The sequence below is a fragment of the Micromonospora sp. NPDC003241 genome (assembly GCF_053589795.1).
This window is the reverse complement of sequence record NZ_JBSFSO010000035.1, coordinates 1-12,073: the sequence shown is the minus strand read 5'-3', so window position 1 is coordinate 12,073 and position 12,073 is coordinate 1. Positions and strand designations below refer to the sequence as shown.

Below are 12,073 nucleotides of genomic sequence, written 5' to 3'. Positions count from 1 at the left end.
GCCGCTCGATCACCACCAGCCGTGCTCGCGGGCGAGGCGGACCGCCTCGGCGCGGTTGTCCACACCCAACTTCTGCACCGCCAGCGCGAGATAGTTGCGGACGGTGCCGCTGGAGAGATGGGCGCGGCGGGCGATCGCCGCGACCGACGATCCGTCCTCGGCCAGCCGCAGCGTCTCCAGCTCGCGCGGGGTCAGCGGACACGGCGGGATGGTCAGCGCGTCGGCCGCCAGCGCCGGGTCGACGTACCGGCCACCGGCGTGCACCCGGCGGATCACGTCGGCGAGCGCCCCGCCCGGCGCGCCCTTGGGCAGGAAGCCGCGCGCTCCTGCGGACAGCGCGCGGGCCAGGTGCGGCGGGCGGCCCTGCCCGGTGAGGATGACCACCGCGCAGTCCGGCAGCACCCGGGACAGCTCGGCGGCGACACCGAAGCCGTCCTGCCGGGGCATGGTCAGGTCGACCACGGCCACGTCGGGCCGGTGGGCGAGAGCGGCGCTGACCGCCGCCGTCCCGTCGGCCGCCTGCGCGACGACCGTCAGGTCCGCCTCCAGCTCCAGCAGGGCGGCCAGGGCGGTACGGATCAGTTCCTCGTCGTCGGCGAGCAGGACCCGGATCATGCGGTGGCCGGTACGGTCGCCTCGACGGTGAACACGCCGTCGGCCCGGTCGACGCGCAGCCGCCCACCGGCACCGGCGAGCCGCTCGGACAGCCCACGCAGGCCGTGGCTGTGCCGGTCCGCCGTCCCCGTCCCCGTTTCGGTCGCTCCGTCGTTCGTCACGGTCATCCGCACCTCGTCCTCCCGCTGGCTGATCTCGATCCGGCACCAGCCGGCCCGGCTGTGTCGCAGCACGTTGGTGCCGGCCTCGCGGAGCACCGCCGCGAGCTGGGTGGCCGCCTCCGGCGGCAGCTCACCGGCGGGCGGCACGACCGTGCACCGTACGCCGGACGACCGCAGCACCTGCGCCACCGCGGTCACCTGCTCGCCGAGGTCGACCCGGCGGTAGCCGTGCACCGTCCGGCGCAGTTCGGTCAGCGCGGTGGCGGCCAGCCGCTGCGCCTCGCCCGCCTCCCGGGCGGCCCGCGACGGGTCGGCGTCGGCCAGCCGGGCGGCCAGCTCGGCCTTCAGCGCGATCACGGTCAGGTGGTGCCCGAGCAGGTCGTGCACGTCCGCCGCGAAGCGTAACCGCTCGTGCGCGGCAGCCAGCCGGGCCTGGGCCGCCCTCCCCCGCTCCGCCTGCACCAGCAGCCCCCAGAACCACACCTGGAAGCCGTTCACCAGCGCGACGCCGGGGCCGGCGGTACCGACGACCAGCAGCGCCTGGCCGATCGACGCGCCGGTCACCCCGGCCACCGCCCCGGCGACCACCATCGCCAGCACAGTGGCCGGAAGGGCCGCCCGCAGCGGCGCCAGCAACGGCACCCCGCCGACCGTCGCCGCGCCCAGCCAGGCCCAGGTGGGCCAGTCGCCGACGGCGACCGGTGCGGCCAGCGGGATCCCGAGCACCGCGACGGCGGCGTACCCGATCCGCAGCCGTCGGCGCTGCCGGGCGGACCCGCCGGTGGTCACCGCCGCACCCACCGCCGCCGCCAGGACCAGCGTGAACGCGACGATGGCGAGTACGCCGGAGGCCACCCGCCACGGGTCCGGCTCCCGCAGCGGGCCGATCGCCGGCAGGAACAGGGTGGCGACCATGCCGGAGGCGAGCGAGACCCGCGTCGCCGTCCGGGCCCGGCGCAGCGTCCGCTCGCCGCCCGGCACCGTCCCGTCCGTCACCACGCCGGTCAGGGTAGAACCCGCTACCCCACGGGGCGTACCCCCGTTCCGCCCGGTCCGACCGGGCGTCGTGCCCGGCCGACCGGGGACAGAACGCGGATTGTCGCCGCCGCCGCGCGCCGCCACGATCGACGTCATGACCGACGCCCTCGCCACCCCCGGCGGACCGACCCCGTCCACCCCGACGATCCACGGGCCACCGGCGACGCCGGTCCGCCACTCGCGCCTGACGCCGCTGGCCCGGCACCTGTTGGAGATGGCGCTGGCCATGGTGGCCGGCATGCTCGTGCTCGGTCCGGCCCGCGCCGCCCTGGGCGGACTGCTCGGGCTGGCCCCGGCCACCCCCGGCGTCGCGGCGCTGCTGATGGCCACCGACATGAGCATCGGCATGGCCGTCTGGATGTGGTTCAGGGGACACTCCGGTCCGGCCGTCGGCGAGATGGTCCTGGCCATGTACGTGCCGCCGCTGGTGTTGCTGCTGCCGTACCAGGCCGGGCTGCTCGACGGGGATGCCCTGATGATGGGCGCGCACGTGCTGATGGTGCCGGCGATGGTGGCGGCGGTGCTGCGGCGCCGGGCCGAGTACGCCGTGCACCGCCCGAACCGCGCCGCGCCGCGACACCCGTGGGCACGGGCGGTGACGCAGCGCTGGCCGGCCGGGCTGGCGCTGCTGATGACCGCCGACACCTGGAGCGCACCCGCGCCGCTGGCCGCGTACACGCTGCTGGTCCTGCCGGCCGGGTACCTGATCATCGGTACGGTCCGGCGGCAGTGGAGCGTACCGGGCGCGCTCCGGCTCCAGCTCGTCGGCCTGGCCGGCTGGTCGGGCCTGGCGCTGCTCGCCGTGATCGTCGGCGGCACGGCCGGGCAGTGGCTGGTCGCGATCGGGTGGCTGGCCCACGCGGGCTGGGACGTGATCCACCACCGGACCGGCCAGGTGGTGCCTCGCGCCTACGCCCAGTGGTGCGGTGTGATCGACGCGGTCCTCGGGATCACCATCATCCTGGCGCTGGTCACCGCGTAGCCGACTGTCTCCGTGGGGCCCGCCGACACCCGGCGGCGGGCCCCGACCGCGTGTTGCCGGTGGTCGCCGCAGCGGCCGGGTGGGCGTGATGAAAGGCTTGACCCATGAGTTCCACGCCCGTACCGCCCGACGCGACCATGGATCCGCCCGCCTTCACGGACCTCGGCCTGCGGCCCGAACTGCTCGCCGCGCTCTCCGCACTCGGCTACGAGGAGCCGACGCCGATCCAGCGGGAGGCGATCCCGACCCTGCTGACCGGCCGTGACCTGCTCGGGCAGGCAGCCACGGGTACGGGCAAGACGGCCGCGTTCGCGCTGCCCCTGCTGCAACGGATGCCGGACGACCGGCCCGGCGGCGATCCCCTGGCGTTGGTGCTGGTGCCCACCCGGGAACTCGCCGTGCAGGTGTCCGAGGCGTTCCACCGGTACGGCAAGGACCTCGGCGCCCGGGTGCTGCCGATCTACGGCGGGCAGCCGATCGGCCGCCAGCTGCGGGCGTTGGACCTCGGTGTGGACGTGGTGGTGGCCACCCCCGGCCGGGCGCTGGACCACATCGCCCGGGGCACGCTACGGCTCGGCAACCTGATCACGGTCGTCCTCGACGAGGCCGACGAGATGCTGGACATGGGGTTCGCCGAGGACATCGAGGCGATCCTGGAGCACGCCCCCGCACAGCGCCAGACGGTCCTCTTCTCGGCGACCATGCCGTCGCGCATCGAGGGCATGGCCCAGGCCCACCTCACCGACCCGGTCCGCATCCTCATCGCCCGCGAGCAGCCGGTGGCCGGTGCGGCACCCCGGGTACGCCAGAGCGCGTACCTGGTGGCGCGGGCGCACAAGCCGGCGGCGCTGGGCCGGGTGCTGGACGTCGAGTCGCCCACCGCGGCGATCGTCTTCTGCCGCAGCCGCGAGGAGGTCGACCGGCTCACCGAGACGATGAACGGACGCGGCTACCGGGCCGAGGCCCTGCACGGCGGGATGAGCCAGGAACAGCGGGACCGGGTGATGGGCCGGCTGCGTTCCGGCACCGCCGACCTGTTGGTGGCCACCGACGTGGCCGCCCGGGGACTCGACGTCGAACAGCTCAGCCACGTGGTCAACTACGACGTCCCGTCGGCACCCGAGTCGTACGTGCACCGCATCGGCCGGGTCGGTCGCGCCGGCCGGGAGGGCGTGGCGATCACCCTGGCCGAGCCCCGGGAACACCGGATGCTCAAGACCATCGAGCGGGTCACCGGCCAGCGCATCACGATCGACAAGATCCCCACCGTCGCCGACCTGCGTACCCGCCGGCTGGAACTGACCCAGGCCGCGCTGCGGGAGAGCCTGCTGGAGGACGACCTGGAGCCGTTCCGGGTCATCGTGGAGACGCTCAGCGACGAGTTCGACCTGATGGAGGTGGCGCTCGCCGCGGTGAAGCTGTCCCACGAGGCGACCCTGCCCGGCTCCGACGAGGCCGAGGAGGAGATCCCGCAGGTGGCGGTCCGTCCGACCCGGGACGCTCGGCCCGGCCAGGACACTCGGGGTGACCGTCGGCCGGCACGGCCCCGCACCGGCGGCACCACCCAGGTCTTCATCGGGCTGGGCCGGCGCGCCGGAGTCCGCCCGCAGGACCTGGTCGGGGCGATCACCGGGGAGACCGGCATCCGGGGCCGGGACATCGGCTCGATCGAGATCGCCGACCGGTTCTCCCTGGTCGAGGTGCCCAACGGGGTGGCCGACGAGGTGATCGCCGGGCTGCGCAACAGCACCATCAAGGGCCGCAAGGCGACCGTACGCCGCGACCGCGACGAGCGTCGCTGAGGTGTGTGTGTAAGGAAGGGCCCCTTGTTAACGCCTGCGGTATAGCAGGGAGCCCTTCTCACCACGGCATGCCCTGACATGCGGCGACTGGCGCCACCCCGCACGGGATGACGCCAGTCGGCGGTGCTTCGTGTTAGTAGGGGACCCCTGCTCTACCGCAGGCGTTAACAATGGCCCCCTCCTTACATGCCTCCTTACATGCCGCCCTGCACGCGCACGTCGCTCAGGCGGCGGCGAGCGCCTCACCGCCCAGCGACGCCGGGTCGATCTCGGCCGGGCGCAGCGCCAGGGCGAGTACGTCGGCGACGTCGGCGAGCGTGTGCACGGTCAGCGCCTCGCGGACCTCGGTGGGCAGGTCGTCGAGGTCCGGCTCGTTACGGGCCGGGATGATCACCTCGGTCAGACCGGCCCGGTGCGCGGCGAGCAGTTTCTGCTTCACCCCGCCGATGGGCAGCACCCGGCCGGAGAGCGTCACCTCGCCGGTCATCCCGAACTCGGGGCGTACCGGTCGGCCGCTGGCCAGTGACGCCAGCGCGGTGACCATGGTGATGCCGGCGCTGGGGCCGTCCTTGGGTACCGCGCCCGCCGGGACGTGCAGGTGGATCCGCCGCCCGGCGAGGGCGTTCGGGTCCAGACCGAGTCGACGGCCGTTGGCGCGCAGGTAGGAGAGCGCGATGTGCGCCGACTCCTTCATCACGTCGCCGAGTTGACCGGTCAGGGTCAGTCCCGGCTCACCGTCCATGCTGGTCGCCTCGATGAACAGCACGTCGCCGCCGGCACCGGTGACCGCCAGCCCGGTGGCCACGCCCGGCACCGCCGTCCGCTCCGCCGACTCCGGCGTGTGCTTGGGTCGGCCGAGGTAGCGGGTCAGGTCGTCGGCGCCGACGCGGACCGGCGTCGGGTCGTCGGTGAGGGCCACCGCGACCTTCCGCATGACCTTCGCCAGGGCCCGCTCCAGTTGCCGTACGCCGGCCTCCCGGGTGTACTCCCCCGCGATCCGGGCCAGTGCCGGGGCGTCGACGTCGACCTCGTCGGTGGTCAGTCCGGCCCGCTCCCGCTGCCGGGGCAGCAGGTGGTCCCGGGCGATGGCCACCTTCTCGTCCTCGGTGTAGCCGTCCAGCGTGACCAGTTCCATCCGGTCCAGCAGCGGGCCGGGGATGGCCTCCACCACGTTGGCCGTGGCGAGGAACAGCACGTCGGACAGGTCGAGGTCGACCTCCAGGTAGTGATCCCGGAAGGTGTGGTTCTGGGCCGGGTCGAGCACCTCCAGCAGGGCGGCGGCCGGGTCACCGGCGTACCCGACGGAGAGCTTGTCGACCTCGTCGAGCAGCACCACCGGGTTCATCGAGCCGGCCTCGCGCAGCGCCCGCACGATCCGGCCGGGCAGCGCGCCGACGTAGGTGCGCCGGTGGCCCCGGATCTCGGCCTCGTCGCGTACGCCGCCGAGGGAGACCCGGACGAACCTGCGGCCGAGCGCCCGGGCGACGGACTCGCCGAGGCTGGTCTTGCCGACGCCGGGCGGGCCCGCCAGGGCCAGCACCGCACCGGAGCCGCGACCGCCGACCACACCGAGGTTACGGTCGGCCCGCCGGTTGCGCACCGCCAGGTACTCCAGGATGCGGTCCTTCACGTCGGCCAGGCCGGCGTGGTCGGCGTCGAGCACGGCCCGCGCCGCCGCCAGGTCGGTGTTGTCCTCGGTACGCGTGCTCCACGGCATCTCCAGCACCGTGTCGAGCCAGGTACGGATCCAGCCCGCCTCCGGGGAGGCGTCACTGGCCCGCTCCAGCTTGCCGACCTCGCGCAGTGCCGCCTCGCGTACCTTCTCGGGCAGGTCGGCGGACTCGACGCGGGACCGGTAGTCGGCGGAGCCCTCCGGGGCGTCCTCGCCGAGTTCCTTGCGGATCGCGGCGAGTTGCTGGCGCAGCAGGAACTCCCGCTGCGACTTCTCCAACCCCTCGCGGACGTCGGAGTTGATCTGCTCGGTGACCTCCTGCTCGGCGAGGTGGTCCTTGACCCAGCCGACGAGCAGTTCCAGCCGGGCGGTGACGTCCGGCGCGGCGAGCAGTTCGGTCTTCTGCGCCAGGGTGAGCCAGGGCGCGTAGCCGGCCGAGTCGGCCAGTTCGGAGAGTTCAGTCATCCGCTCCATCGCGTCGATGACCTGCCATGCGCCGCGCTGTTGCAGCACGGAGGTCACCAGGGCGCGGTACTCGCGGGCCAGTTCCCGTGCCTTGCCGGCCGGGGCGGGCTCGTCGATCTCGGTCGCCTCGACCCAGAGCGCCGCGCCGGGCCCGGGTACCCCGGAGCCGATGCGGGCGCGGGCGAGGCCGCGGACGACTGCGGCGGGCTCGCCGCTGGGCAGCCGACCGACCTTCTCGATGGTGGCGATCGCGCCGACGGAGCCGTACTCGCCGTCGAGGCGGGGCACGGCGAGCAGCCTGCGGTCGCCGGTCGCGCGGGCCGCGTCGACGGCGGCCTGGGTGGTCGGGTCGAGGGTCACCGGGATGACCATGCCGGGCAGCAGTACCGCGTCGGTCAGTGGGAGTACCGGAAGAGTTGCCATCGAACACCTGCTATCGCATTGAGTTGAGCGTGTCTGACTCAAGTCGAAGCGCGCCACCGTTGTTCCACGGTGTGACCCAGCACACGAACCACCCGACCTTCAGGTGGCGCCGACACATCCGTACCGACCACGGGAACGCCGGGTAATCGGGATTTACGCGCGGCGCAAAACGCGAGAGCCGGCAAGCAGGGGCTTTTGTTGCGCAATTGCCGGGCGATGAGTCAAACTTTGACCACACCCCGCCAGACACAGGGAGTAATCGACGATGGCGAGAAAAGTAATCACGGTGCTGACTGACGACCTCGACGGCGGAAAGGCCGATCGGACGGTCGAGTTCAGCCTGGATGGCGTGAGCTACACCATCGACGTCTCCGACGAGAACGCGGGAGTCCTGCGCAAGGCGCTGGATCCGTTTATCAATGCGGGCCGACGGCTTGGACGCGGCAGCACCGACACCGGTCGCGGTCCGCGTCGGGTCACCGCTGCGGCCCCCGGAATGAACCGCGAGCAGAACCGCGCGATCCGGGAATGGGCGGTCAGCAACGGCTACAAGATTTCCGAGCGGGGTCGTATCCCGGTCGAGGTCGTCGAGGCGTACAAGAACCGCTGAACAGCGGCGTCGCCACACAACGTCGCGGGCCGTCCGGAACCTCGTTCCGGACGGCCCGCGTGTCGTTTCGGGTCGGGTCAGTTGACTTGGATCCGCACCGCGTCGAAGGCGGGGGTCTGGTTGGCCCGCTCCGACATCGGGATGCGGTGCGAGCCGTCACCGGCCCAGACCGCGCACTGCGCGGTGCCGGAGTCCGGCAGACCCGGGATCTGGATGACCACGCTGTCCGGCTGGCGACCGCCGCCGCCGTCCTCGGTGGCGACGAAGAAGGCCGGTACCGGATCCGCCGCCGGCGCCTCGTTCGTGTTGTTCAGCATCCGGCAGGCGGTGTGGAAGTGGCCTCGGGTCAGGCCCTCACCGTTGAGCAGCGAGCTCTCCAGGTAGTAGCCACCCTGACCGGCCGGGAGGAACCGGTCCCGGACCAGGTTGCGGGTGCTGACCCGCAGCGAGAAGCCCTCGTTGCGGTTGATCTGCTGCGGGAACTCGGTGATCAGCAGCGACGGGTTGTTCGCGGCCGAGCCGACCTCGCCGAAGGCGGTGCTGATGCAGCGGTTGCCGTTCTGGAAGCCGTCGTGCGGCTGGAGTTGGCTGTTGTTGCAGTTGTTGGCCAGCACGTCGAGGCCGTTGTTGCCTCCGCCGTTGTTGCCGCCGTTGTTGTTGCCCCCGCCGTTGTTCCCACCGTTGTTGGGGTTGTTGCCGCCGTTGTTCCCACCGTTGTTGTTGTTCACCGGCTGCACCTGGCAGGCGGCCAGACCGGCGAGGCCGCGCGGCCGAGGGCCGAAGCGGTCGATGGAGATGGTGATGCGGTCGAGCGTGGCCCGCCGCTTGCTGGCCAGCGGGTCGAGGATCGCGTTGCGGATGAACGCCTGGCCCTTGTTGCCCTCGGCGGCCAGGCGCTGGTCGGCCTCGGTGATCTGGGTCTGGAGCAGGGCCAGGTTGCGGTCCACCTCGGCGCGGGCCCGGTCGGGCACCTGCGGCAGGCGGCTCACCACGTCGGGACAGGCCACGGCGAAGGAACCGGCGGGGGTCGCGCCACCGTTGCCGCTGCGGGTCTCCTGGCACTCCTCCACGGACTGCTGCCCGTCACCCCAGTGGTTGGTCACCCATCGACCGTTCTGGAAGGTACGGGTGGTGGTGGCGCCACGGGCGGTCGGCGCGGTCGCACCCGGGCTGGGCTCCACACACTCGGCCGAGATCGGGCGGGTCTGCTGCTTGTTCGGCCGTCGGTCACCGGCCGACGAGATCTGGGTAACGGCGACGACGCCACCGAAGACGGCGAGCGTGGCACCAACGGCCAGAAGTCGTTTGGTCCGCGTGTTACCTGATGGTCTGCGTGACCGGGTGGACCTGCGCATCGAATTGCTCTCCTTCTCGATCCGGTACCTGACGCGTGACTCGACGGACCGAACGGAATCGTGGTGGCGCGCTCGACGGAGGCCGTTCGAACGCACCGGTGGCACGTCGACAGACGACGATGCCCTTTCCGCACCGTCTCCCGCGCCGCCCGGCGCGGGTTGGGGAGATCCTGTCCATTCCCGGTGAGGTACGGCCCCGCCGTGGCGGGAGTTCAAAAGAAGGTGGACTTTTTTTCGGCGACCCGGGGCGTACTGCTCCGGGGCAGGTCAGACCTGGTGCAGATGGTCGTAGGCGAAACCGTCCACGAGTTCGTCGCGGCGCTGCCCGAGTCGCCGGATGTCGTCGAGCAGATCGGCACGACCCACCACGTCGGGAGTTTCCGTATCGAGGGTGCGCAGACGCTCACCGACAGCGAGTGCGGCGAGGTCCTCGGCCAGTCGTGCCGGATCGACACCGCAGGAGAACCGGTACGTCCGCAGGACGACCCGTTCCACCAGGAACTCGCCGGGACGCACCTCGACCCAGCTCCACCCCTCGACCGGGCCGTCGGCCCAGCGCACGTGCAGCCCGCGCAGGATCGGGTCCGCCAGTCGCCGTGCCACGTACGCCTCGACGGCCTCGGCCCGGGCGAGCGCGCCGAGGTCGTTGACCGCGCCGGTGCGCCCGTCGGGCAGCCGGCCGACGATGTCGCGAAACCCGACGGCGGGTACGTCCGAGCCAGCGGCACCGTCGGCGTACCGGCGGGCGTCCAGCACGTACCCGACGATGCCCGGACCGTGGTCGACGGCGCGCAGGGTGGCCGAGCCGATCCGCAGCAGCGGCAGGCCGACGCTGGCGGTGACCGCCTCGACGATCCGGTCCACCCGACGGGCGGGGGCATCCGGCGCCGGCTCCCGGAACTCGACCGCGAACTGCGGCAGGCCGGTGTCGTCGGCGCAGACCACGTGGTCGAGCACCACGCGGGCGGCGGTGTTCCACTGGCTGCCGGTGAGCCCCGGCGGGCGACGTCGGATCACCTCACCCAGGCGCCGGCCGGCGTGCACCCGCTGCCCCGCACGGGCCAGCACGGGCGTACGCCCACCGGCCGGAATCGTCGACAGCCACGCGTCGCCACCGGTCATCGTCGTATCCACCCAATCCTGCCGCCGACCGACCGAGTCTAGGATGACGATCATGCCGGGCGGCTCCCCCGGTGGGCCCCTGGTGACCACCACGACGGTGACCGACCGCGCCGGAGGCGAGGAGGTGGACGGGTGCGGGTGGTCTCCCTGGTGCCCTCGCTGACCGAGGCGGTGGCGGTGACCCTGCCCGGGCTGCTGGTCGGGGCCACCGACTGGTGCACCGCTCCGGCCGATCTGGACGTGCCCCGGGTGGGCGGCAGCAAGTACCCCGACCTGGACCGGGTCCGCGCGTTGCGACCGGACCTGGTGCTGCTCAACGTCGAGGAGAACCGGCGCGAGGACGCCGACGCGCTGGCCGCCGCCGGAGTGCCGGTCCGGGTCACCTATCCGCGTACGGTGGACACCGCCCTGACCGAACTCGCCGACCTGCTGCACGACCTGGGCGCATCCACCGAACCCGAGTGGCTGGCGGAGGCGCGTCGGGCCTGGGCCGACCGGCCGGCTCCTGCGGTGCGGCACCGGGCGGTGGTGCCGGTGTGGCGACGCCCCTGGGTGGTGCTCGGCACCGACACCTTCGCCGGTGACGTGCTCCGTCGGCTGGGCGTGGCCAATCTCTACGCCGGGCAGCCGGAACGGTATCCGCGACCCACGCTGGACGAGCTGCGCGCCACCGCACCCGACCTGGTCGTGCTGCCGGACGAGCCGTACCGCTTCACCGCCGACGACGGGCCGGAGGCGTTTCCGGGCGTACCGTGCGCCCTGCTCTCCGGACGGCACCTGACCTGGTACGGCCCGTCGCTGGCCGAGGCCCCGTCGGTGCTGGCCGACCAACTGGCGAACCCGGTCGTCGTCGGCTGAGCGCCACCGGCGCCCGGACACTCCGGTGCCCGACCCCACGGCGCCCGACTCACCCGACGCGTGAGCGCCCCGACGCCGTGCCGACAGCGCTGGCGTGCGCCCGTCCCGTACCCGGTCCGACGGCCCGGGCCGGAAGGGGTCGAAGGTCCCGTCCGGTCCGGGCCCGGTCGGCCCTGACCGCACCCGACCCCACCGGCGTCCAATGGAGGTGTCACCGGGACAGCGGTGCCAAGCAGAGAAGGGACGTGGACATCATGACCGCGATGATGGAGCGGAACACCGCCGCCAAGACCCCGGGGGCCGAGACCGTTCGGGAGCAGGTCAACCGGAAGCGAGCCACCCGCTACCTGCTCGCCGGGCTGCGCCTGGCGCTGGGCTGGATCTTCCTCTGGGCCTTCCTGGACAAGCTGTTCGGCCTGGGGTTCGCCACCGAGGGCAAGAACGCCTGGATCAACGGCGGCAGCCCCACCAAGGGCTTCCTCAGCTTCGGCGTCACCGGTCCGTTCGAGGGCTTCTACCAGAGCATGGCCGGAGCGGTCTGGGCCGACTGGCTGTTCATGATCGGTCTGGCCGCGATCGGCACCGCCCTGATCCTCGGCATCGGGGTACGCGTCGCCGCCGTCGCCGGTGGTCTGCTGCTGGTGCTGATGTGGACCGCCGCCCTGCTGCCCGCGAACAACCCCTTCATGGACGACCACCTGGTCTACGCCGGGGTGCTCGCGCTGCTCGCGGTGACCAACGCCGGTGACACCTGGGGCCTCGGCCGCACCTGGGCCCGGCTGCCGATCGTCAAGCGCTTCGCCTGGCTCCGCTGACCTGTCACCTCCCTCCCCACACGGCGGGCGGCACCCCTGCGGGTGCCCCAGCGCGCCCACCCCGGCGGCCCGCTGCTCGATGAGCGGCGACACTGCGGACCAGTCCGGGTGGGTGGCCGCGTACCCGATCAGCTCGTTGTAGACCTCGGTGTTCT

General features: G+C 72.8%; 10 protein-coding genes. 5 read left to right on the top strand and 5 right to left on the bottom strand.

Features of this window, described 5'->3' with window-relative positions; genetic code table 11:
• Positions 1-9 precede the first annotated feature (9 nt).
• Entirely contained in the window at positions 10-615 is a 606-nt protein-coding gene (locus ACWDVW_RS23720; protein ID WP_449952599.1) for a response regulator, read from the bottom strand.
• Entirely contained in the window at positions 612-1,775 is a 1,164-nt protein-coding gene (locus ACWDVW_RS23715; RefSeq protein WP_449952596.1) for a sensor histidine kinase, read from the bottom strand. The genes ACWDVW_RS23720 and ACWDVW_RS23715 overlap by 4 nt, the downstream gene beginning before the upstream one ends.
• Positions 1,776-1,908: 133 nt before the next feature.
• On the opposite strand from ACWDVW_RS23715, the gene ACWDVW_RS23710 reads away from it, so the two are divergent.
• Positions 1,909-2,796, top strand: a complete 888-nt coding sequence (locus ACWDVW_RS23710) for a hypothetical protein (protein ID WP_449952593.1) — start codon at positions 1,909-1,911, stop codon at positions 2,794-2,796.
• 104 nt (positions 2,797-2,900) lie between these two features.
• Positions 2,901-4,598, top strand: a complete 1,698-nt coding sequence (locus tag ACWDVW_RS23705) for a DEAD/DEAH box helicase (protein WP_449952591.1) — start codon at positions 2,901-2,903, stop codon at positions 4,596-4,598.
• 223 nt (positions 4,599-4,821) lie between these two features.
• On the opposite strand, the gene lon is transcribed toward ACWDVW_RS23705, so the two are convergent.
• Positions 4,822-7,158: an endopeptidase La gene (gene lon / locus ACWDVW_RS23700; protein WP_449952588.1), complete on the bottom strand. Its 2,337-nt coding sequence runs from the start codon at positions 7,156-7,158 to the stop codon at positions 4,822-4,824.
• Positions 7,159-7,423: 265 nt separating this feature from the next.
• Between lon and ACWDVW_RS23695 the strand changes: the two genes are divergently transcribed.
• Positions 7,424-7,768, top strand: a complete 345-nt coding sequence (locus ACWDVW_RS23695) for a histone-like nucleoid-structuring protein Lsr2 (RefSeq protein WP_350697268.1) — start codon at positions 7,424-7,426, stop codon at positions 7,766-7,768.
• Between the two features lie 77 nt (positions 7,769-7,845).
• On the opposite strand, the gene ACWDVW_RS23690 is transcribed toward ACWDVW_RS23695, so the two are convergent.
• Entirely contained in the window at positions 7,846-9,123 is a 1,278-nt protein-coding gene (locus ACWDVW_RS23690) for a hypothetical protein (RefSeq protein ID WP_449952585.1), read from the bottom strand.
• A 267-nt stretch (positions 9,124-9,390) separates the two neighbouring features.
• Positions 9,391-10,299 carry a hypothetical protein gene (locus ACWDVW_RS23685; protein WP_449952582.1) on the bottom strand — a complete coding sequence of 303 codons (909 nt, stop codon included), beginning with the start codon at positions 10,297-10,299 and terminating at the stop codon, positions 9,391-9,393.
• A gap of 78 nt (positions 10,300-10,377) precedes the next feature.
• Here ACWDVW_RS23685 and ACWDVW_RS23680 point away from each other — a divergent pair, with 78 nt between their 5' ends.
• Together ACWDVW_RS23680 and ACWDVW_RS23675 are read left to right on the top strand one after the other, a co-directional pair.
• The gene (locus tag ACWDVW_RS23680; RefSeq protein WP_449952580.1) at positions 10,378-11,103 is read left to right on the top strand and encodes a helical backbone metal receptor; all 726 of its coding nucleotides are present in this window, start codon (positions 10,378-10,380) and stop codon (positions 11,101-11,103) included.
• Between the two features lie 254 nt (positions 11,104-11,357).
• Positions 11,358-11,918, top strand: a complete 561-nt coding sequence (locus ACWDVW_RS23675) for a hypothetical protein (RefSeq protein ID WP_449952734.1) — start codon at positions 11,358-11,360, stop codon at positions 11,916-11,918.
• Positions 11,919-12,073: the final 155 nt, after the last annotated feature.